The organism is Mesorhizobium yinganensis (assembly GCF_040081985.1).
Taxonomy (GTDB): Bacteria; Pseudomonadota; Alphaproteobacteria; order Rhizobiales; family Rhizobiaceae; genus Kumtagia; species Kumtagia yinganensis.
Window position 1 is genome coordinate 1 of record NZ_JBEBMH010000027.1, and the last position, 21,302, is coordinate 21,302.

Consider the following 21,302-nt stretch of genomic DNA (forward strand, 5'->3'; position numbering starts at 1 on the left):
AAGTTCGACTGGATCGCCCCCGATCGGGCTGAGCAACCCCGACCAGCGGCGCCCGATCGGGCGCTCACGTTAGCGCCAGGAAGGTGGGTTCGCCGTCGATGCGACATTTCTACTTTGCAGAGATTGGACCGCCCTGCCCGACCAATGTCGCATTTCTAACTTGCTAAGCCTGTCGCTTCAGTAACTTGCCAGAACATTTGTTATTGCCGAGCGGATTCTACCTTGAACTGCGACTTTGCAGCGATATCAGCGGCTTCCCCTGAGCATCACTCCGGCAGACCGGCCTTGCGAAAGCCATCGACGAAATGCTCGAGCGTAGCGGCGTGGCGGAACGGCTCCGTCGCAGCCCAATGATTGATGGTGAAATCCGGGTTGCCGACGAGGAACAGTTCGCCCTCGGCGCGCGCCTCGTCGAGCCGGCCTAATTGCGCAAGGCTCGCCGCAAGGAAACGGCGCGAACTCGTTCTGTAGGTTTCGTCCCTGGTCAGTGTCTCGACAGCGGCCTCATATTCGGCGGCTGCGTATTGCGCCTGACCGAGCACCAGATGGTACCAGTTCGCCGGAAACGGGTTCAGCCGAAACGCCTTGCGGATATGCTCAAGACCCTCGTCTACGCGCCCGGCCAGGACCGTGACGTCTGACAACGCCGCCCAGGCGTCGGCCTCGTTGGGATCGATTTCGATCGCCTTGGCGAATTCCGCGTCCGCCTCGGCGAAGCTCCGCTCATAGGCAAGCAGGTATGCCAGCACCCAGCGGCAACCGGCATCGTCGGGATCGAGATCCACGCCTCTTCGCGCCAGTTCCAGGGCAATGCCGCGCGAAGAGTCCGTTGGTCCGCCGGAATGCACCCAACCCATCCAGTGGTTCATCGCTAGCCAGCGATAGGCCTCGGCGTAGTTCGGATCGAGCGAGACCGCGCGAGTCAGCATCAGATGCGCTTCGCGTGCGGCCTGCGGCGTATCATCCATCAGCCTGCGCGCCCGCACACAGAAGTCGTAGGCCTCGAGGTTGTTCGGCCGCTTGCGCGGCGATGCGCCGAGCCGGCCGAGCAGAGCATGCACGATCCTGGCCGTCACCTCGTCCTGAACCGCAAAAATGTCGCCCAGGCCGCGATCAAAACGGTCCGCCCAGAGATGCTCGCCGCTTGCCGCGTCGATGAGCTGGGCATTGATGCGCACCCGCCCGGCGGCGCGTCTCGCGCTGCCGGTCAGCAAGGTACGCACGCCGAGTTCCCCGGCAATTGTCCGTCCGTCAGCGACCTTGCCCTTGTAGGCAAAGGCCGAGTTGCGCGCGATGACGAACAGACCGGCGTTTCGCGACAAATCCGTGATCAGGTCTTCGGTCAACCCGTCCGCGAAGGATTCCTGCTCGGGATCGTTGCCGACACTGTCGAATGGTAGCACCGCTATCGACGGCCGTTCGGGCAGCGCCAAGGATCTGTGCTTGACGCCGCTCAGCTCTTGAACGCTCCCCGTGAAGCGATAGCCAACGCGGGGCACCGTGGCGATCCATCCGTCACCCCCCTCTCCGCCATCGCCGGTCACGCCGAGTAATTTCCTGAGCTGCGCGATCTGGACGGTGAGGTTGCCTTCCTCGACAGCCGTGTCCGGCCACGCCGCGTCCATCAATTCGGCCTTGCCCAAAATTTCGCCGGGCCGTCTGACCAGCGTCTCAAGCAGCCTGAGCCCGCGATAGCCCACGGAAACCGGAACATCGCCACGGAGCAGCGTGCCCGCTTCGGGATCGAGCACGAACGGACCAAAGGCAAAGCGCAATCCCTGCATGGCGCATCTATAGACCGTTTGGAGGTTTTTGGAACTTTTTGGGAAGGCTTAAGGACCACGCCGCCCGTATACCGCAGAATCCGTGCTCTTCAGGTCAAGGTTTCCTTGACGGCGAACGAACATGGAGACTGCCATGAACCAGACTCTCGCCCCTGCTTCGGCACCAAATCAGGTGCTTCGATCCACAGCATCGACCATTCCGGCGAACGCCTCGGGCGGATGGTGCAGTTTGGCGGCTCTCCACAGCAAAATAGCGGCCTGGGAAGAGCGGAAGCGCTTTCGCTGGCACCTTGCGCGAATGTCGAAGGACGATCCTCATTTGATCGACGATATCGGTCTGACAAGACAGCAGGTCGAGGCGGAGATCAAAAAGCCCTTCTGGCAAGCATAAGGCCAATATGCGCGGCGCCGATCATACGGCCGCGTGCTGCTCCGCCAGTGCTAACGTGACGAATGCGGCGGCGCGACGCATCGGAGGACTTGGCATGAGCCGTCGGACGCCGGAACGCTGCTCGCTCGTGCTATCGTCACGCCTTTGCAATCCTCGCCGCTGCCAACGTAGAGGTTGTAGATCGGAACGCTAGGCGTTTGCTTCGACTGGAAACGCAGGATTGCCGGACTGTCTCTCTTGAGCGCCGCCTGGATGTTTGCGCAGGACATCCGCTGCGTGTCGTAGCGCGACACGGCGCTAGCCGGTGACATCGCCAACAGCAACGACATCACCGCCAACATCATTCTTGTCATGGGAAGGCCTCGCGAATGCCCGCTAAATCACATCTAAGCCTCTGGTTGTCCCGTGCAAGTGTGTAGGCACGCGTTGTAGGCCGTCGTCGGATCACATACATGTCAACGGCGACGTCCCGGCCGGGTTCGCGCCCAGGGGGAAGTCTGCCTGTGGATAACCGGCGAAGCCGCTACCGCTGCCGGAGGCGCGAACCGGGCAAGCGGGCTAACATCGTTCCATGCTCCCTTCCCGCGATATTTCCCGCCTGATCGAAATCATGGCCGCGTTGCGCGCGCCCGTCGGCGGCTGCCCGTGGGACGTCGAGCAGGACTTCAAATCCATCGCGCCCTACACGATCGAGGAAGCCTATGAGGTGGCCGACGCCATCGCGCGTTCCGATCTCGATGATCTGCGCGAGGAGCTCGGCGATCTGCTTCTGCAGGTCGTCTACCACGCACGCATGGCGGAGGAAGCTGGCGAATTCTCCTTCGGCGACGTTGTCGAAGGCATCACAAAGAAAATGATCCGCCGCCATCCGCATGTGTTCGGCGACACCGAGGCCCGCAGCGCCGGGATGGCCAAGGGCATGTGGGAGAAGATCAAGGCCGAGGAGAAGGCCGAGAAGCGGGCGGCACGGCTGGCACGCGGGCTCGATCCCGAGGACAACGGAAAGGGATATCTCGATGGCGTCCCCCTCGCCTTTCCAGCACTTACCCGCGCGCTGAAGCTTCAGGAAAAGGCGGCGCGCGTCGGCTTCGACTGGGGCGATGCCACCCCAATCCTAGACAAGATCGAGGAAGAGATCGCCGAACTGCGCGTGGCAATCTCGGCCAGGGATCAGGCAGCCACCGAGGATGAGTTCGGCGACGTGCTATTCGCGCTGGTCAATTTCGCCCGGCATCTGAAAATCGATCCCGAGGCGGCGCTCAGCGGCACCAACGACAAGTTCCGCACCCGCTTCCATCTCGTTGAAGCCGCTTTGCGCGCCCAAGGCCGCTCGCTGCAGGATGCGACGCTGGAGGAGATGGAGGAAGAGTGGCAGCGGGCCAAAGCGGTTCGGTGAGGAGCGCTCCTTCCTCTCAGCGATGCAGAGGGGGAACTGGCTTTATCAGGCTTTGCCCTTCGCCTTCAGCCGGCTTTCAATTTCGTCGCGCGCCGCCTCGGTCGCCATCAGTTTGAAGGCGACACTGCCGTCTTCGTTGTCCTTGCGCGAGACGACGTCTCCGTTGCGATAAACCCAGTCGACCAGCCCAAGTTGCGCCGGAGCAAGCGTGATGTCCACCTGCGCCAGCACGCCGGAAAGTCTCTGCTCGATCAATGTCGACAGCGCCTCGATCCCCTCGCCCGTGACCGCAGAAATCGGCACCGGCGGGCTGTCCTCGTGCAGGTGGGCATCTTCCAGCAAACGCTGGCGCGTCGCTTGGTCGAGCAGGTCGATCTTGTTCCAGACTTCGATCACATGCGTCTCACCGGTGTCGACGCCGAGGTCGGCGAGGATGCGCTCGACATCCTCGGCCTGCGCCGCCGTATCGGGATCGGATATGTCGCGCAGATGCAGCACCAGATCAGCCTCGATCACCTCTTCCAGCGTCGCACGGAAGGCGGCCACCAGATGCGTCGGCAGGTCCGAAATGAAACCCACGGTGTCCGACAGGATAACCGGCGTACCGTGCGGCAGGCGCACGCGCCTGAGCGTCGGGTCCAGCGTGGCGAACAGCATATCCTCGGCCAGCACCTCAGCGCCAGTCAGCCGGTTGAACAGCGTCGATTTTCCCGCATTGGTGTAGCCGACGATGGCGACGACCGGGAAGGGCACCTTGCGGCGCTTCGCGCGGTGCAGGTCGCGGGTTCGGCGCACCTGCTCCAGTTCCCTTTTCAGCTTGATGATCTTGTCCTGCAGCGCGCGCCGGTCTGCCTCGATCTGCGTTTCGCCGGGGCCTCCCAGGAAACCCGCGCCGCCGCGCTGCCGTTCGAGGTGGGTCCAGCTACGGACCAGCCGCCCTTTCTGATAGGTCAGATGCGCCAGATCGACCTGCAGAGTGCCCTCCTTGGTGCGGGCACGGCGGCCGAAGATTTCGAGGATCAGCCCGGTGCGGTCGAGCACCTTCGCCTGCGTTTCCTTCTCCAGGTTCCGCTGTTGCACGGGCGTCAGCGGATGGTCGACAATCAGCAGGCCGGCATGCGTGTCCTTGACGATCGCCGCCAGTTCCTCGACCTTGCCGCTGCCGAACAGCGTCGCCGGGCGCGGCTCGTTGACGTTGACGGTAGCCGAATGGGTGATTTCGAGGTCGACAGCCGCAGCCAGCCCTACGGCCTCTTCGAGGCGGGCTTCGGCCGAGCGGCTCAGGCGCGGCCGACTGCGGTCGTCGTCGTCGCGGGCGGCAGGCAGGACGGGCACGACCACGACAGCGCGTTCGGTTGGTGCCTCTTGGGGGATGCCTCCCCGCTTCCCTTTTTCGGGCGTCCCGGCGCCCGCGGATATGTCACGTGTCAATCAGGAGCCTTGGTTGCCGTCTTCGGCATCGAACATCTGCACCGGCTGGCTGGGCATGATGGTGGAAATCGCATGTTTATAAACAAGCTGCGAATGACCATCCCGCCGCAGCAGAACACAGAAGTTGTCGAAGGAAGTAACGACCCCCGTCAATTTCACGCCATTGATCAGGAAGATCGTCAGGGGATTTTTGCTCTTGCGAACCGAATTCAGGAAGAGGTCCTGAAGATTCTGCGATCGTTCCGCCATCGTTTTGTTCTTTCGCCGGTCCCCTGGAATTGCAGGCCAGTGCGCCAAATTAATGAGCACGTGTCAAGCGCACAAATCCCGCCCTCGCCCTGTTACCAGACAAGTGCAATTAGGTTTGATTCATACATCAATGTGCCCGGTATCAGGCCGGGCGTTTTTCCGCAACGTCAAAAAAAGCCTCGCGCAGCGAAATTGCCATCGATCCCGGATGTCCGTTCGCAATCGGCTGGCCGTCGATCGCGACGACCGGCATGACCACGGTGGTCGCGGAAGTGATGAAGGCCTCGCGTGCCGCCTTGGCTTCTGCGACGCTGAAATAGCGTTCCTCGACCGTCAGGCCCAGCACCTTGGCGACGTCGAAAAGGGTGGTGCGGGTAATGCCGCGCAGGATGCCCTCGTCGGCCGGGCGCGTCACCAGCTTGCCGTCGGCCGTCACGATCCAGGCGTTCGACGACCCGCCCTCCTTGACGTTGCCGGAGGTATCCACGAACCACGCCTCTTGCGCGCCGGCCTCCTTGGCGCGCTGCTTGGCAAGAACGTTGGGCAGCAAGCCGACGGTCTTGATGTCGACGCGCTCCCAACGGTTTTCCGGAACGGTGATGACCTTGATGCCGGTCTCGGCGCGCTTGGCGTTGATGGCCGGATCCGCCTTCCTGGCGATGACCACGAGCGAGGGTCTGGTGTCCGCCGGGAAGACGAAGTCGCGGTTGGCGACGCCGCGCGTCACCTGCACATAGACCAGGCCGTTGGTTACCCGGTTGCGGCGGATCACCTCGCCTATGATGATCTCCAGCGCCGCGCGGCGCACGGGCCAGCCGATCGACAGTTCGCGCAGCGAACGCTCCAGGCGGTTGAGATGCCCGGCCATGTCCATGATATGACCGCGCGCCACTTCGCACACTTCGTAGACGCCATCGGCGAACTGATAGCCGCGATCCTCGACATGCACGCTGGCGTCGGCATGGGCGACGTAGCGCCCGTTCACATAGGCTATGCGCGGCATGCTTTTCTGTCCTTCCGGCACGTCGATCGACTGCTCCCCTTATCCGATTCAGCCGAGCCGGCAAAAGGCGGAGTTTGTGCTGGGGACAATGGGTTAGAGGTTCAGCTTCCGAAGAATTTGGTGGCGATCCTACAAAGGGGGATGTGCCCTTCCCGTCCTGCACATCACGAGCTGACTCAGAAGAACTCCAAACTCACCCGAAACATTTGTTCCACCTGCTTCACTGCCTTCTCAAGCGCGAAGATCACCACCCGGTCTTTTGCCTTGATACGCAGCGAGCCGCTGGGTTTCAGCACCACCCCGTCGCGATAGACCGCGCCTATGCGCATGCCGTCCGGCAGGTCGAGGTCACGCATCACCACGCCGACCAGCGGCGAGGTTTCCAGGGCTTCCGCCTCGATGACTTCCGCCGCACCGTGATGGAGGCTGTGGACGCCGCGGATGCGGCCGCGCCGAACATGCTGGAGCACGCGCGATATGGTCACCGAGCCCGGGTTCAACGTGGCGTCGATGCCGACCGTCTTGGTGATGTCGAGAAAACTCGGATTGTTGATCAGCGCCAGGTTCGACTTGCAGCCCAGCCGCTTGGCCATCACGCTGGAGAGGATATTGACCTGGTCGTTGTTGGTCAGCGCGACCATGAGTTCGGCTTCCTGGATGTCGGCCTCATGCAGCAGGCGCTGGTCCAGCGCGCTGCCGTGCAGCACCACGGTGCGGCGCAGAGAATCGGCCGCCGCGACCGCCCTGTCGCGACTGCTCTCGATGATCTTGATCTTGGTGCGGCCCTGCCGCTGCTCGATCTGGCGGGCGACATAGAGGCCGATATTGCCGCCGCCGGCAATCACGATCCGGGTCGCCTCCTGCTCCTCATGCCCGAACAGGCCGAGCGTGCGGCGGATCTGGTCACGGTTCGCCACGACATAGGTGAGGTCGCCGACCAGAAGCTGGTCGGCCGAGCGCGGAATGAACAGCCTTCCGGCGCGGTTGACGCCCACCACCGTCGCCGGCAGGTCGGGAAACAACTGGGAAAGCTGTGACAGCGGCGTGTTGATGACCGGGCAGTCCTCCAGGCATTCGATCGCGACCATGGCGATCTTGTCGTCGGCGAAACGCACCACGTCGGTCGCGCCGGGCAGTGCGATGCGCCGCATCACCATTTCGCCGACTTCGATCTCGGGCGAGATGATGACATCGATCGGCAGATGCTCGCGCGAGAACAGGTCCTGATAGTGCGGCTGCAGATAGGCTTGCGCGCGGATGCGGGCGATTTTCATCGGCACGTTGAACAGCGCATGCGCCACCTCGCAGGCGACGATGTTGACCTCGTCGTAGAGGGTGACCGCGATGATCATGTCGGCCTGCTGCGCGCCGGCCTTTTCCAGCACATCGGGATGCGCGCCATGGCCGACGAAGCCGCGCACATCCAGCGCGTCGCGCACCGTCTGGATCAGGTCCGGGGAGGTGTCGATGATCGACACGTCGTTCTTTTCGGCCGCCAGCCGCTCGGCGATGCCGTAGCCGACCTGCCCGGCCCCGCATATGATGACGCGCATTCAGACGCCGGGAAAACAGGAGGATGCGCGCAACTCAGACTCCTAGCGACTTCAGCTTGCGGTGCAGCGCCGAACGCTCCATGCCGATGAATTCGGCCGTGCGCGAGATATTGCCGCCGAAGCGGTTTATCTGGGCGATCAGATATTCCTTCTCGAACATCTCGCGCGCCTCGCGCAACGGCAGCGCCATGATGTGGTGATCGTTCTGGCTCGGCGCGCGCGGCATGACGTCGCCGATCTCCGAGGGCAGCAGGTCGGAGGTGATTGGCGCGTCCACGTCGTCGCCGCGCACCAAGATCATCAGCCGTTCGATATTGTTGCGGAGCTGCCGGACATTGCCCGGCCAGTTGTGCGCCTGCAGCACCGCCATCGCGTCGTCGGCGATGCGCCGCGGCTTGATGCCGGCGGTGCGCGCTACCTGCTTCATGAAATTATCGACCAGATACGGGATGTCCTCGCGCCGCTCCGCCAGACCTGGAACCAGAACCGGCACCACGGCCAGCCGATGGTAAAGATCCTCGCGGAAACGGCCCTCGGCGATCAGACCTTCGAGATTCTGTGCTGTCGACGATATAATACGCACGTCCACCCTGACCCGCTTGGTGCCCCCTACCCGCTCGAACTGCTGGTCGACCAGCACGCGCAGAATCTTGGCCTGCGTCTCGCGCGGCATGTCGGCAACCTCGTCGAGATAAAGGATGCCGCGATGCGCCTCCTCAAGCGCGCCGACCTTGCGTTCAGTACCGTTGGATTCCGTGCCGAACAGTTCGATCTCCATGCGTTCGGGCGTGATCGTCGCCGCGTTCAACGACACGAACGGCCCGGTCCTGCGCGCCGAAGCTGCGTGGATTGCACGCGCCACCTGCTCCTTGCCGGCGCCGGAGGGTCCCATGATCATGATACGGCTGTTGGTCGGTGCGACGCGCTCGATCGTCTGGCGCAATTGCGTCATGGCTGACGACATGCCGATCAGGTCGTGTGTGTCGCCACTGCGGTTCTTGAGTTCCGACACCTCGCGCTTGAGTTTCGAGGTCTCCAAAGCGCGCTCGGCGACCAGAATGAGGCGGTCGGACTTGAACGGTTTCTCAATGAAATCGTAGGCGCCACGCCGGATCGCCGAAACAGCGGTCTCGATGTTGCCGTGGCCGGAGATCATCACTACCGGCAGGTTGGGATGCAGTGTCTTGATCTCATCAAGCAGGGCCAGCCCATCCAGCCGCGACCCTTGCAGCCAGATATCGAGGAACACCAGGCGCGGCACGCGGTCGGCGATGGAGGCCAGCGCGCTGTCGGCGTTATGCGCCGTGCGGGTCTCATGGCCTTCGTCGCTCAGAATACCGGCAACCAATTCGCGAATGTCTTCTTCGTCGTCGACGACAAGGATATCAGACGCCATTTGCGACCTTTTCAGTTTCTCTTTGTGTTTGCGAAGGAGTCCCCTCCTCCTTCGCCTCCGCTTGTTCGGCGGAAGCCGGCAGGAAGATGCTCACCATCGCTCCCTTGCCGCCGTGGAAATCCACCGGGGCGTCATGCAGTTCCAGCCTGCCGCCATGGTCCTCGATGATCTTCTTGACGATGGCGAGGCCGAGCCCGGTGCCTTTCTCGCGCGTCGTCATGTAGGGCTCGAGCAGCCGCTGCCGGTTCTCGCGCGGCAATCCCTTGCCATTGTCCATCACGTCGACGCGGATGACGCCACTCTGCTGTTTTGCTACGATCCGGACGACGCCAGGCTCGCTGTCCTGCCTGTCAACCGCGTCGATGGCTTCCGTCGCGTTTTTGATCACGTTTCCGAATGCCTGCGCCAGCAGGCGGCTGTCGTATTTGCCCTTCAGCATCTCGCCGCCATAAGCCCGCTCGAAAGCGATGTCGGACCGGCTGACCTCGATGAGGAAAGACGCCTCGCGCAACGGTTCGCGCAGGTCGACGTCGCGGATCTCCGGCTTGGGCATACGGGCGAAGGACGAGAACTCATCGACCATGCGGCCGATATCGCCCACCTGCCGTATGATCGTGTCGGTGCACTGGTCAAAGATTTCGCGGTCCTCGGTAATCACCTTCCCGAAGCGCCTGCGGATGCGCTCGGCCGACAATTGGATCGGCGTCAGCGGGTTCTTGATCTCATGAGCGATGCGCCGGGCCACGTCCGCCCAGGCCGACGTCCGTTGCGCGGTGACAAGATCGGTGATGTCGTCGACCGTTACCACGAAGGACTGTTCGCCCGCGTCGCGGTCGCCGCGCTCCAGCGTGACCTGGACGTTGAACGTCCGCTCCGTGCCGGCGCGGAAGAAGGTCACCTGCTCGCGATAGACCGGCCGGCCGGAGCTGCGGCCGATCTCGAAAACCTTTCCCACATGCGGCAGCACCTTCGACAGGTTCTGGCCGACGCTGGCCGATGCCGAGATCGCCAGCATTGTCTCAGCCGAGCGGTTGACGATGGTTATCGTGCCGGTCGAGTCGACACCGATGACGCCGGCCGTCACACCCGCCAGCACTGCCTCGGAGAATCGTCGGCGCTCGTCGACGAGATCCTTGGCGGTCAGGATCTCGTTGCGCTGCGATTTAAGCTGGAGCAGCATTTTGTTGAACGTGTCGCTCAGCGACGCCAGGTCGCCATCGGACTGGCGCACCGGCACGGATACGTCCAGATTGCCGGTCGCCACCTCGTCGGCCGCGCCGATCAACTGGCGGATCGGCCGCACCAGTCGGTCGGCGACCGCTATGCCGGTCCAGATCGCCGCAAGCACGATAACCAGCGTAACGCCGAGATAGAGCAGCGCGAACGCGACTTGCGTCGTCCTGCGGTTAGACTCGAGTCCGCGATAGTCGGCCGTGTTGACGGTGACGATCTGCCGAGCCTTGATAACGTCGGGATCGACCAGCCGGATGGTGTATAGATAGGTGTCGTCGAACTCGCGCAGTTTTACCACGGCCCCAACGATGTTCTTGGTGCCCGGATCGATCAGCACGGGCTGCCCGCCGGCCGCATCCCCGAGCGTACCGGCGGGCGGCTCCGGCATCGTGAAATCGGCCGCAGTCTTTGCCTGCATGATGAACGATCCGTCCGGGCGGATCAGCGCGGCGTGCGCCAGCGCCCGGCCGACCGCCTGCTGGCTCAGGAAGTCGCGAAAGCCGGTTCGGTCGAGATTGTACAGTGTCCTGGCGTTGGCAAGGTCGTAGGCCATCGACAGGGTCGTGCCCTGAAGGTTGCGGGCGTTTTCGCGCACGTAGGCTTCGGCGATCGACAGCGACGAATTGACGATGGTCTTGGTGCGTATCTCGAACCAGCGGTCGAGGCCGACATCCAGCGTGATCGAGGCGAAAATGGCGACGATGATCGCGGGGATCGCCGCGACGATGGAAAACATGGCGACGATGCGCACATGCAGGCGTGCCGCCGCCTTTTCGTTCCTGCGTGCCGCGACGATGCGATGCACCTCCCGGCCGATCAGACCGATAAGGAAGATGATCATGACGGCGTTCACGCCGATGACGGTCGCGAGCGTGGTCGTGCTGTCCGGCGCGAACGGCGTTGCACCGACCAGCACTGCAAAGGATAGCGCGGCCGCGATTAACGCGCCGACCACGGCCACTATGCCGGTCAGCGCGAGCAGCCGCCGTCCCTCGAACGCTCTGGCATTCGGGAAAATGGGTGCTGGTGCGGTCGGTGCGTCGATAGCCATACTGCCTGCGTGATCCGGAACCTCCCGGATGTATGCAACGCATTGTGGCGATTATGCAACAAAACCCTGGTCGGAGGAAATACCTTCCCCAATATTCAGGGAAGGCGGAGCGGTGGGAAGCGCGGGCCGGGTGAGATCCCAGGCCAACTCCGGCAATGTCAGGTCTTCGCTGCCCGATACACGTTGACGCCGAGTTCCCGGATCTTCTTGCGCAGCGTATTGCGATTCAGGCCGAGCAAGTCCGCCGCCTTGATCTGGTTGCCGCGCGTCGCCGTCATCGAGGCCAGCACCAATGGGAACTCGACCTCCGCCAGAATGCGCTGATAAAGTCCCGACGGCGGGAGGTCGCCGCCGAAAGCCGCGAAATAACGTTGCAGATAGTGCTCGACCGCCTGCCCGATCGACAGATCGTCCGGCAGCAACCGGCCACCCGGCATCGACGGTTGTTCGCCGGTCTTCAGCTCCGACTCGATGATTTCAGCCGAAATCTCGTCCTGCGCGTAGAGCGCCGCCAGCCGCCGGATAAGGTTCTCAAGCTCCCGCACATTGCCGGGCCACGGGTAGCGTTTCATCAGTTCGATGCCGCCCGAGGAAATGCGCTTGGTCTGCAAACCCTCCTGCTCGCCCTGCTTGAAGAAGTGGCGGACGAGGTCCGGAATATCTTCCGCGCGCTCGCGTAGTGGCGGAAGGCGAAGCGGTACGACATTGATTCGATAGAATAAATCCTCGCGGAAAAGTCCTTGGTTGATGAGTGTGCGAAGATCCTTGTTGGTCGCCGCGACGATACGCACATCGGTCTTGATCGGGGTTCGACCGCCGACTGTCGTGTATTCGCCTTGCTGGAGAACACGCAGCAATCGCGTCTGTGCTTCCATCGGCATGTCGCCGATCTCGTCGAGAAAGAGCGTACCACCCTCGGCCTGCTCGAACCGTCCGGTCGATCGGTTCTGCGCGCCGGTGAAGGCGCCCTTCTCGTGGCCGAACAGTTCCGATTCGATCAGGTCGCGTGGGATCGCCGCCATGTTGATCGCCACGAACGGCCCGTTGCGGCGGCGCCCATATTCATGCAGTGCGCGCGCCACCAGTTCCTTGCCGGTGCCCGACTCGCCGGTGATCATCACCGTCAGATCGGTCTGCATCATGCGCGCCAGCATCCGGTAGATGTCCTGCATGGCCGGCGAGCGGCCGACCAGCGGCATCGAGTCGGGTGTTTCGTCATGCGCCGGCTCGCCCTTCGGTCTCCTCGGCTCCGACAGCGCGCGGTTGACGATGTTGAGCAGCTCGTTGAGGTCGAACGGTTTCGGCAGATATTCGTAGGCCCCGGTCTCGGAGGCGCGGATCGCCGTCATGAACGTGTTTTGCGCGCTCATCACGATGACCGGCAGTTCCGGCCGCGCCTTCTTGATTCTCGGCAGCATGTCGAAGGCATTTTCGTCCGGCATCACCACGTCGGTGATGACGATGTCGCCCTCGCCGGCAGCCACCCAGCGCCAAAGCGTCGCCGCGTTGGAGGTGACGCGCACCTCATGGCCGACGCGCGACAGGGCCTGGTTGAGAACGGTGCGGATGGCGGCGTCGTCATCCGCCACGAGGATGTTGCCGCGCGGCTTCATGTCACCTCTCATTGGGCGCTCCCATCTCCGGAAGGCGCTTCCTTCCAGGCGGGCATCAGGATGCGGAACGTCGTTCCCCGGACTGTCGAATCGCATTCGATGATGCCGCCATGCTCGCCGACGATCTTTGCGACCAGGGCGAGACCCAGCCCGGAGCCGTTGGGTTTCGTGGTGATAAAGGGGTCGAACAGGATCGGCAGCAGATCGTCCGGCACGCCCGGGCCGTTGTCATGCACGCAGAATTCCAGCGGCAGCGACACCCGATCCTGCGAGCCCGGAACGGTGACCCGGATGCCAGGGCGAAACGCCGTGGACAGGGTGATCTCGGCAGCCGGTGTATTGCCGGTCGCCTCGGCGGCATTCTTGATCAGGTTCAAAAACACCTGCACGAGCTGGTCGCGGTTTGCATAGACCGAAGGAAGCGATGGATCATAATCTTCGAAGATCTTGATCTTGCTGCCAAATCCGTTCCTGGCGATGGCCTTCACATGGTCGAGCACCACGTGGATGTTGACCGGATGGCGGTCGATCGGCCGTTCGTCGGAAAACACCTCCATACGGTCGACGAGCGAGACGATCCGGTCCGTCTCGTCCGTGATCAGCCGGGTCAGGGCCCGGTCGTCGTCCGAAACCACGGTCTCCAACAATTGTGCAGCGCCGCGAATACCTGACAGCGGGTTCTTGATCTCGTGTGCCAGCATGGCAGCGAGACCAGTCACCGAACGCGCGGCGCCGCGATGCGTCATCTGCCGGTCGATCTTGTCCGCCATCGAGCGTTCCTGGAACATGACGACCACCGAGCCCGGCAGTTCGGGAACCGGCGCGACATAGAGGTCGACCACCCGCTCGATCCCAAGTCGCGGCGAGGAGATGTCGACGCGATATTCGTTGACCGGCGCGGCGCGCTCGCGCACCTGATCGACCAGCGTCAGGATCGGGCTGCCGAACGGTACGAACTTCGCCAACGTGGCGCGCGCCAGCATCGCGGCGCTGGAGCGGAAAAAGTCCTCGGCATCCGCATTGGCGTAGACGATCAGACCGCTCGGACCGATCATGATCACTGGGCGGCGGATCGTGTTGAGAACGATCTGGGCGGCCGCGTCTGGCGGCGGTGAGGCAATGTTCATGCCGCGCTCCTAATCGCAGATGGTTCTTCGACGGCGGCAAAGACGCGGCGCAGGCTTTCGATCACCCTCGCAGGATCAACTGACCTCAGCACCTGCGCCCTCAAATCGGCGTCCGTGTGCGGCGCGTGGCGGTCGAGATACCAGCCCAGGTGTTTTCTTGCCTGGCGCAGGCCGCTTTCGATGCCGTAGAGCGACAGCATGTCCTCGTAGTGAGCCACTACATAGTCGGCGAGCGCCTCGTGCCGCGGCGGCTGAATGCCATCCGAAACCCCTGCTCCGGCTGCAATGGAGCCGGCGGTCCACGGCGCACCGTAGTTCGCCCGACCAACCATGACTGCGTCTGCGCGCGACTGCTCAAGCACAACTTCGGCATCTGCAACCGTGCCGATATCGCCATTCGCAACCACCGGGACCGACACCGCCTCCTTGACGCGCCGAATCGCACGCCAATCAGCCCTGCCCTCGTAGAACTGGCAGCGGGTGCGCCCATGGATGGTCACCATGCGCACGCCCGCGTTCTCCGCCCGACGCGCCAGCACCGGTGCGTTCAGCGCGCTCTCGTCCCAGCCGAGCCGCATCTTCACCGTCACCGGTACGCTGACCGCGCCTACCACCGCGTCGATCAGGGTCAATGCATGGTCGAGATCGCGCATAAGTGCCGAGCCTGCGTAGCCGCCGGTCACCTTCTTGGCCGGACAGCCCATGTTGATGTCGACGATGTCGGCGCCCTCGCCGGCCGCGATGCGCGCGCCTTCGGCCATGTGGGCGGCCTCCCGGCCCGCCAACTGCACCATGTGGACATCGAGCCCCGAATGGCGGATGCGCAGGTGCGAACCGGCACGGCCTTTCGCCAGTTCTTCACTGGCCACCATTTCGGACACGACCAGGCCCGCGCCATGTGCATGCGCACGCGACCGGAACGCCTGGTCGGTAATGCCCGACATCGGCGCCAGGAAGACCCGGTTGCGGATCGTCACATTGCCGACCGCCAGCGGCTGGATTAATCTTGAGACGTCAGTCATGCACAAAAACGAAGCAATTTTCTCGCATGCTCAATTCCTAGACAGAAACCTCTTGGACTGCAACCATCGCCAGGGTCGAAATTGTCGCGGCGCCCATGACGCCTTGCTTTGCAACTGAGGCAACCATGCGGCACGCAAACGGCGGCGATTTTTCCGACGGGACGAGCGGAGCGCACCCCGAAAAGAGCCCGAGGCCCACGCCTCTCATCTGAAATTTACCCCATAGATCCTCCGGGGCACGGGCTTTGCGAGAGGAGGCTGACAACCGGCGTCGTCGCATGGCAACGGCGTGTGTTGTCTCGTTTCAGGACAGCCGGAGTTCATATGCCCGCCCCACAAAAGACCATCGCCGATTTTCGTGTCACCGCCGCAGGCAGCCGATTCCCGGAAACGGACAGCCACATCCTGGCGCTCGCCAATGGACAGTTCGATATCGCCTGGACGCAGGACCGAACGGCGGACAATTTCTGGGATACGGACGTACGCATCGAACGGCTGAACGCCGACCTGAACGGGGCAATTCTGGCGAGAAGCGGCGCCGGCGGCCCTTATGACAGGGCGGAGGCCGACGCCTCCATGGCGACGCTCGGCGCCTTTCAGGTCGTAGCCTTCACCGATCGGGGAAGCCCCGGCACACCAGGCTCGATCCGGCTCAGCTTCTATGACGAGGCAGCGCTCAACGCGCCCTATTTCGCCGGCAAGTCCGTCGTCGTCGACTCCGGCGGCGATGCCATTCACCCACAGGTGGCGGCGCTGACGAACGGCAATCTCGCGGTCGTCTACTACGACGACATCGCGCATTCCGTGAAGGCGCGCGTCTTTGACCCGGCGCTCGACGCCTTCACCGGCGAAAGCGTCACGGTAAGCACTTGGAACACCATCTCAGGCGGACCCGATCTCGGCCTGACTGCGCTCTCGGGCGGCAACTTCGCGGTCACATGGCGCGACGGTTACGGAAGCGCACGCCTGCGTGTTCTCGACGGCCAGGGCAACCTGATGTCGAGCGACATCTATCTCTTCAGCGGCGTCGGCATGACCGCCGTTACAGAACTCGCCGGGGGCAACCTCGCCATGGCGATCGGTTCGGGCGGCCACATCGTTCTGAAGGTCTTCGATGTGGACGGCAGCCATGCCGGTGCGCCCGTGCAATTGTCGAACACGATCGTGGGCGTGGGCACCGCCGATCTCGCCATGACCGCGCTGGATGACGGGCGGGTGATGATCGTCTGGGCGCAAGGCGGCGAAATCCGCGGCAGCGTCATGAAAGCCGACGGAACAGCGGATGGCGGCGTGTTCGTCGTCGCCTCCGGCGCCGATCCGCTTTCCCGGCCCGACATCGAGACACTGGCGGACGGTCGCGTCGTCGTCAGTTACGACAAGGCCGGAACGTCGGGAGGCATCTTTGCGAGCGTTTTCGATCCGCGTGAAGCCGCCATCGACCTCATCGGGACAGACGCGGCGGACCAGTTCGTCGGAACAGGTTTCGATGACCGCTTCAATCTTGGCAGCGGCAATGACTGGGTGACGGCTGGCGCCGGCAACGACTGGATCTTTGGCGGGCAAGGCGCCGACACGATGATCGGCGGTGCCGGCAACGACTACTATTACGTCGACAACGTCAAGGACATCGTCACCGAGAAGTCCGGAGGGGGCGTCGACACCGTGCGTTCCACGGTTTCCTACACGCTCTCCGACAATGTCGAAAAGCTTGTCCTGGCAGGCTCGGCGGCCAAGGGCATCGGCAACGCACTCGCCAACACGCTCACCGGCACAGCCGGCAACAATCTGCTGGATGGCCTCGGTGACGCCGACAGAATGGCTGGGCTAGCAGGCAACGACACCTATTTCGTGGACAATGCCGGCGATGTCGTGGTGGAGAAACCGGGAGAAGGAACCGACACGGTCTTCTCGAGCATCAGCTACAGCCTCACCGCCAATGTCGAGAAGCTGACGCTGACGGGGGCGGCGGCAATCGACGCCACGGGCAATGACCTCCACAATGTGCTCACCGGCAACAGCGGCGCCAATCGGCTTATCGGCGGCGGAGGCGCCGACACGTTGACCGGCGGGCTGGGCGACGATGTCTATTTCGCCGCCGATTCTTCGGACACCATTATCGAGACCAAAGGCGGCGGCTTCGACACAGTCATCGTATTGTCAAACTACGCGCTCAATGCCGGAGCGGCGGTGGAACTGATCACCAACGTCTATGTCGGAAATCGCGTCGCCATTGATCTTACCGGCAACGAATTCGGCCAGGAGATCCAAGGCAGCGCCGGCACGAATGTGCTGGACGGCAAAGGCGGAAACGATGTGCTCACCGGCGGCGCGGGACGCGACTTCTTCGTCTTCTCGACCGCGTTGGGCGTGAGCAACGTCGACAGGTTAGCCGACTTCTCCCCGAGCGATGACACGATCCAGCTCGGCCGTGCCGTGTTCACTGCGTTGTCCATCGGCGCGGTCTCCGTGGACGCGTTCAAGGACATCGCCGACGGACCGAAGGACGCCAACGACCGCATCATCTACAATTCGGCGACCGGCATTCTTTATTACGATGCCGACGGTTCCGGTTCCGCCTATGGCAACGTCAAATTCGCGGTCCTGACCGGCGGGCCGGAACTGACCGCCGCGGATTTTGTGGTGATCTGATCGCATCACGGATGCGGAAGGCAAAATGACTTGCGCGACCAGGGAAACAACGGGCATCCATAGTGCCAATGCGAAGCCAGCAGGCAACTGACGAACAGGCCTGTTCAATCCGGCCACGACTTGCTCTATGCGTCTCGCATGGATGTCGCAGCAAAACCGGACAGCAAGGTCGGCGTCGTCATCGTCGCAGCAGGGCGTGGAGAACGCGCGGGGCTGGGCGACGGCCCGAAGCAATATCGCATAGTCGGGGGCAAAACGGTTATCCGCCGTTCGATCGAGGCTTTTGCCGCTCATCCGGCCATCGGCCCGATCGTCGCGGTTATCCACTCGGATGATCACGCGCTCTACGCCCAGGCGGCAGGCACGCTTGCCGGCAGGGTGAGGGTCGTCGAGGGTGGCGCGACGCGGCAGGATTCGGTCCGGCTCGGCCTTCAGGCGCTCCGTGAGGCCGCTCCCGCGAAGGTGCTTATCCATGACGCCGCCCGTCCCTTCGTCGAATCGGCACTTGTCGACCGCACCGTCGCTGCCATCGGCGAGCGCCAGGCCGCACTTCCGGCGCTCGCGGTCTCCGATACGCTGAAGCGCGGCGGCAACGACGGAACGGTTTCGGAGACGATCTCGCGCAACGGCCTCTACGCCGCGCAGACGCCGCAAGGATTTCCTTTCTGGCCGATATACGCAGCGCACATGAAGGCGCATCATGCCGGAAAAACCGATTTCACCGACGACGCCGCGATCGCCGAATGGACCGGAATACCGGTCAGACTCGTCGAGGGCTCGCCGGACAACATCAAACTCACCTGGGCGCGGGATATCGAGATGGCGGATCAGCGATTGTCGGGCGCACACTTCCCGGATGTGCGTACCGGCAACGGCTACGATGTGCATTCGTTCGAGGCAGGCGACCATGTCTGGCTGTGCGGCGTCAAAATCCCGCACGGGAAAAAGCTGTCCGGCCACTCCGACGCCGATGTCGGCCTGCATGCCCTGACCGATGCCCTGCTCGCCACGTGCGGCGCCGGCGACATCGGTACGCATTTTCCGCCCTCCGATCCGCAATGGAAGGGCGCGCGCTCCCGCATCTTCGCCGAACATGCGGCCTCTCTGGTGCGCGCAGCCGGCGGGCGCATCGCCAATGCCGATATCACCTTGATCTGCGAGGCGCCGCGCATCGGTCCGCACCGCGAGGCGATGACCGCTGCAATCTCAGAAATGCTCAGCATTGGGCCGGGCCGCGTCTCGGTCAAGGCCACTACAAACGAACGCCTGGGCTTCATCGGCCGCGAGGAAGGCATTGCGGCCATCGCCACCGCGACCGTCATCTATCCTGGAGAAGTGTCCGCATGACCGAGATCGCAGACCTTGCCAATCGCTTCCTGCAAGCCTGCGCGGCAAGGAAAGTCCTCTCCGCCACCGCCGAATCCTGCACCGGCGGCCTTATCATCGCGACGCTGACCGACATCCCCGGTTCGTCCTCGATGGTCGACCGCGGCTTCATCACCTATTCCAACGAAGCCAAGATGGAGATGCTCGGCGTCTCGAAAGCGACGCTCGACGCGCACGGTGCGGTATCGCGCCAGACAGTTCTGGAAATGGCCGCCGGCGCACTGAAAAATTCCCGCGCCGGCATAGCGCTCGCCGTCACCGGCATCGCCGGCCCGGACGGCGGGTCGGCTGAAAAACCGGTCGGCCTCGTTTGGTTCGGGCTCGCCATGACCGGGCACGAACCGATCGCCGAAAAGCGCATCTTCGAAAACAACGGCCGCGACTTCATCCGCCGGCAGACGGTAAAGGTCGCTCTGGAGATGGGGATCGCCGCGCTGGAGGGGTGAGGAAGCATTCAGCCAATAGGGCGAAGGCGCACATCGCCCTATGAGGTCGTCGGTCGCCTTGGCGAATAAGAGCAAACCCGAAGCGTCAGGCAGGCCGGAGCGCTGCTCCCGCGGGAGAGCCGTGGATAATGTCGGCACGCTTCTCGAAAGCTTCGGCGAACATGCGGAAGGCACGGTCGAACATCGAGCCCATCACCATGGCGAGCAACCGGCTCTTGAATTCGTAGTCGATGGAAAAATGGATGTCACACGCACCTAGCCCGGCCGACTCGAAGCGCCAGACATTGCTCAGATATTTGAACGGCCCGTCTATATATTGGACATCGATCCGGTTCTCCGCCGGCTTCAGGTGCACCTGGCTGGTGAAGGTCTCGCGGATCGCTTTGTAGCCGACGGTCATGTCTGCGACCAGTATGGTCTGGCCGTCGCGGTCTTTGCGCGAGCGAACAGAAAGCGCCTCGCAAAGCGGCAGGAATTCCGGGTATCTTTCGACATCGGCCACTAGCGCGAACATCGCTTCCGGCGCGTGCCGGACATGCCTTGTCGTTTCGAATTTCGGCATGAAATCCTGGCTCTAGACGGCTTTCTTCAACACGTCTTCGCGTGCCGCGCGCAGCCTGGCGAAATCCTCGCCGGCATGGTGCGACGAGCGGGTCAGCGGGCTCGACGCCATCACAAGGAAACCCTTGGAAAGCCCGATGGTTTCAAAGGACTTGAACTCCTCCGGCGTGACGAATTTCTTCACTGGATGGTGCTTCTTCGAAGGCTGCAGATACTGGCCGATGGTCATGAAATCGACGTCGGCAGAACGCAGGTCGTCCATTAGCGCCAGAACTTCATTCCGCTCTTCACCCAATCCGACCATGATGCCCGACTTGGTGAAGATCGACGGATCGAGTTCCTTGACCCTTTGCAGCAGCCGGATCGAATGGAAATACCGCGCGCCCGGCCTGACCGTCAGATAGTTCGACGGCACGGTTTCCAGGTTGTGGTTGAAGACGTCCGGCCTCGCGGCGACGACGATCTCCAGCGCGCCTTCCTTGCGCAGGAAATCAGGCGTCAGGATTTCTATGGTGGTTCCCGGGTTCAGCGCGCGAATGTTGCGGATCACCGCGGCGAAATGCCGGGCTCCGCCATCGTCCAGGTCGTCGCGGTCGACGGAAGTGATGACCACATGCTGCAATCCCATCTTGCGCACTGCGCGCGCCACGCTGCCCGGTTCGGTCGGGTCGAGCGGGCCTGGCTTTCCGGTCGCGACGTTGCAGAAGGCGCAGGCGCGCGTGCAAATCTCGCCCATGATCATGAAGGTCGCGTGCTTCTTGTCCCAGCACTCGCCGATGTTCGGACAGCCGGCCTCTTCGCACACGGTAACCAGATTATGCGAGCGCACGATTTCGCGGGTCTCGGCGTAACCCTTCGAATTCGGAGCCTTTACCCGGATCCAGTCGGGCTTGCGCGCCACTTCCTGATCGGGCCGATGCGCCTTCTCGGGATGCCGCGGCCGCGGGTTGGCTATCGTATCGACAAGTGTCACCATCGGGATTCGTCAGCCTTCGGCTTGCCTGGACGGGC

Annotated in this window: 17 protein-coding genes; 5 read left to right on the top strand and 12 right to left on the bottom strand. The window is 63.0% G+C overall.

Translation table 11 applies throughout. The annotated features are described in order from the left end of the window. Window positions 1-266: 266 nt before the first annotated feature. Window positions 267-1,784 carry a winged helix-turn-helix domain-containing tetratricopeptide repeat protein gene (locus ABMA59_RS29595; RefSeq protein WP_349008974.1) on the bottom strand — a complete coding sequence of 506 codons (1,518 nt, stop codon included), beginning with the start codon at window positions 1,782-1,784 and terminating at the stop codon, window positions 267-269. A gap of 133 nt (window positions 1,785-1,917) precedes the next feature. On the opposite strand from ABMA59_RS29595, the gene ABMA59_RS29600 reads away from it, so the two are divergent. Further along, window positions 1,918-2,175: a DUF1127 domain-containing protein gene (locus ABMA59_RS29600; protein ID WP_349008975.1), complete on the top strand. Its 258-nt coding sequence runs from the start codon at window positions 1,918-1,920 to the stop codon at window positions 2,173-2,175. A 571-nt stretch (window positions 2,176-2,746) separates the two neighbouring features. Then, window positions 2,747-3,571: a nucleoside triphosphate pyrophosphohydrolase gene (gene mazG, locus ABMA59_RS29605; protein WP_349008976.1), complete on the top strand. Its 825-nt coding sequence runs from the start codon at window positions 2,747-2,749 to the stop codon at window positions 3,569-3,571. 45 nt (window positions 3,572-3,616) lie between these two features. Here mazG and hflX read toward each other — a convergent pair whose 3' ends face one another. The 9 genes from hflX to dusB all read right to left on the bottom strand — a co-directional run bounded on the left by hflX (window position 3,617) and on the right by dusB (window position 15,249). Then, window positions 3,617-4,945, bottom strand: coding sequence for a GTPase HflX (gene hflX, locus ABMA59_RS29610; RefSeq protein WP_349009046.1), 1,329 nt, complete (start codon window positions 4,943-4,945; stop codon window positions 3,617-3,619). 57 nt (window positions 4,946-5,002) lie between these two features. Further along, window positions 5,003-5,251 carry an RNA chaperone Hfq gene (gene hfq / locus ABMA59_RS29615; protein ID WP_349008977.1) on the bottom strand — a complete coding sequence of 83 codons (249 nt, stop codon included), beginning with the start codon at window positions 5,249-5,251 and terminating at the stop codon, window positions 5,003-5,005. Between the two features lie 142 nt (window positions 5,252-5,393). Next, window positions 5,394-6,254, bottom strand: coding sequence for a D-amino-acid transaminase (locus ABMA59_RS29620; protein WP_349008978.1), 861 nt, complete (start codon window positions 6,252-6,254; stop codon window positions 5,394-5,396). A 176-nt stretch (window positions 6,255-6,430) separates the two neighbouring features. Further along, complete coding sequence (trkA, locus tag ABMA59_RS29625) at window positions 6,431-7,807, bottom strand: Trk system potassium transporter TrkA (RefSeq protein ID WP_349008979.1); 1,377 nt, start codon at window positions 7,805-7,807, stop codon at window positions 6,431-6,433. 34 nt (window positions 7,808-7,841) lie between these two features. Continuing rightward, window positions 7,842-9,203 carry a nitrogen assimilation response regulator NtrX gene (gene ntrX, locus ABMA59_RS29630; protein ID WP_349008980.1) on the bottom strand — a complete coding sequence of 454 codons (1,362 nt, stop codon included), beginning with the start codon at window positions 9,201-9,203 and terminating at the stop codon, window positions 7,842-7,844. After that, window positions 9,193-11,487 (bottom strand): sensor histidine kinase NtrY-like, encoded by a 2,295-nt coding sequence (locus ABMA59_RS29635; RefSeq protein WP_349008981.1) that lies wholly within the window; start codon window positions 11,485-11,487, stop codon window positions 9,193-9,195. Before ABMA59_RS29635 ends, ntrX begins: the two co-directional genes overlap by 11 nt. Window positions 11,488-11,645: 158 nt before the next feature. Further along, window positions 11,646-13,100, bottom strand: coding sequence for a nitrogen regulation protein NR(I) (ntrC, locus tag ABMA59_RS29640; protein WP_349009047.1), 1,455 nt, complete (start codon window positions 13,098-13,100; stop codon window positions 11,646-11,648). An 8-nt stretch (window positions 13,101-13,108) separates the two neighbouring features. Further along, window positions 13,109-14,227, bottom strand: coding sequence for a two-component system sensor histidine kinase NtrB (locus tag ABMA59_RS29645; protein WP_349008982.1), 1,119 nt, complete (start codon window positions 14,225-14,227; stop codon window positions 13,109-13,111). Then, window positions 14,224-15,249, bottom strand: coding sequence for a tRNA dihydrouridine synthase DusB (dusB, locus tag ABMA59_RS29650; protein WP_349008983.1), 1,026 nt, complete (start codon window positions 15,247-15,249; stop codon window positions 14,224-14,226). The genes ABMA59_RS29645 and dusB overlap by 4 nt, the downstream gene beginning before the upstream one ends. Window positions 15,250-15,573: 324 nt before the next feature. Between dusB and ABMA59_RS29655 the strand changes: the two genes are divergently transcribed. The 3 genes from ABMA59_RS29655 (at window position 15,574) to ABMA59_RS29665 (ending at window position 19,730) form a co-directional block, all read left to right on the top strand. Continuing rightward, window positions 15,574-17,898, top strand: coding sequence for a calcium-binding protein (locus tag ABMA59_RS29655; RefSeq protein WP_349008984.1), 2,325 nt, complete (start codon window positions 15,574-15,576; stop codon window positions 17,896-17,898). Between the two features lie 138 nt (window positions 17,899-18,036). Continuing rightward, window positions 18,037-19,245 carry a bifunctional 2-C-methyl-D-erythritol 4-phosphate cytidylyltransferase/2-C-methyl-D-erythritol 2,4-cyclodiphosphate synthase gene (locus ABMA59_RS29660; protein ID WP_349008985.1) on the top strand — a complete coding sequence of 403 codons (1,209 nt, stop codon included), beginning with the start codon at window positions 18,037-18,039 and terminating at the stop codon, window positions 19,243-19,245. Further along, window positions 19,242-19,730 carry a CinA family protein gene (locus ABMA59_RS29665; protein WP_349008986.1) on the top strand — a complete coding sequence of 163 codons (489 nt, stop codon included), beginning with the start codon at window positions 19,242-19,244 and terminating at the stop codon, window positions 19,728-19,730. Before ABMA59_RS29660 ends, ABMA59_RS29665 begins: the two co-directional genes overlap by 4 nt. An 85-nt stretch (window positions 19,731-19,815) precedes the next feature. On the opposite strand, the gene ABMA59_RS29670 is transcribed toward ABMA59_RS29665, so the two are convergent. Continuing rightward, complete coding sequence (locus tag ABMA59_RS29670) at window positions 19,816-20,292, bottom strand: type II toxin-antitoxin system RatA family toxin (RefSeq protein WP_349008987.1); 477 nt, start codon at window positions 20,290-20,292, stop codon at window positions 19,816-19,818. A gap of 12 nt (window positions 20,293-20,304) precedes the next feature. Then, window positions 20,305-21,267 (bottom strand): lipoyl synthase, encoded by a 963-nt coding sequence (gene lipA / locus ABMA59_RS29675; RefSeq protein ID WP_349008988.1) that lies wholly within the window; start codon window positions 21,265-21,267, stop codon window positions 20,305-20,307. Window positions 21,268-21,302 lie beyond the last annotated feature (35 nt).

Coding starts and splice junctions, on each gene's coding strand:
- ABMA59_RS29595 (WP_349008974.1), bottom strand. CDS start 1,784: ATGCAGGGATTGCGCTTTGCCTTTGGTCCGTTCGTGCTCGATCCCGAA.
- ABMA59_RS29600 (WP_349008975.1), top strand. CDS start 1,918: ATGAACCAGACTCTCGCCCCTGCTTCGGCACCAAATCAGGTGCTTCGA.
- mazG (WP_349008976.1), top strand. CDS start 2,747: ATGCTCCCTTCCCGCGATATTTCCCGCCTGATCGAAATCATGGCCGCG.
- hfq (WP_349008977.1), bottom strand. CDS start 5,251: ATGGCGGAACGATCGCAGAATCTTCAGGACCTCTTCCTGAATTCGGTT.
- ABMA59_RS29620 (WP_349008978.1), bottom strand. CDS start 6,254: ATGCCGCGCATAGCCTATGTGAACGGGCGCTACGTCGCCCATGCCGAC.
- trkA (WP_349008979.1), bottom strand. CDS start 7,807: ATGCGCGTCATCATATGCGGGGCCGGGCAGGTCGGCTACGGCATCGCC.
- ntrX (WP_349008980.1), bottom strand. CDS start 9,203: ATGGCGTCTGATATCCTTGTCGTCGACGACGAAGAAGACATTCGCGAA.
- ABMA59_RS29635 (WP_349008981.1), bottom strand. CDS start 11,487: ATGGCTATCGACGCACCGACCGCACCAGCACCCATTTTCCCGAATGCC.
- ntrC (WP_349009047.1), bottom strand. CDS start 13,100: ATGAAGCCGCGCGGCAACATCCTCGTGGCGGATGACGACGCCGCCATC.
- ABMA59_RS29645 (WP_349008982.1), bottom strand. CDS start 14,227: ATGAACATTGCCTCACCGCCGCCAGACGCGGCCGCCCAGATCGTTCTC.
- dusB (WP_349008983.1), bottom strand. CDS start 15,249: ATGACTGACGTCTCAAGATTAATCCAGCCGCTGGCGGTCGGCAATGTG.
- ABMA59_RS29655 (WP_349008984.1), top strand. CDS start 15,574: ATGCCCGCCCCACAAAAGACCATCGCCGATTTTCGTGTCACCGCCGCA.
- ABMA59_RS29660 (WP_349008985.1), top strand. CDS start 18,037: ATGGATGTCGCAGCAAAACCGGACAGCAAGGTCGGCGTCGTCATCGTC.
- ABMA59_RS29665 (WP_349008986.1), top strand. CDS start 19,242: ATGACCGAGATCGCAGACCTTGCCAATCGCTTCCTGCAAGCCTGCGCG.
- ABMA59_RS29670 (WP_349008987.1), bottom strand. CDS start 20,292: ATGCCGAAATTCGAAACGACAAGGCATGTCCGGCACGCGCCGGAAGCG.
- lipA (WP_349008988.1), bottom strand. CDS start 21,267: ATGGTGACACTTGTCGATACGATAGCCAACCCGCGGCCGCGGCATCCC.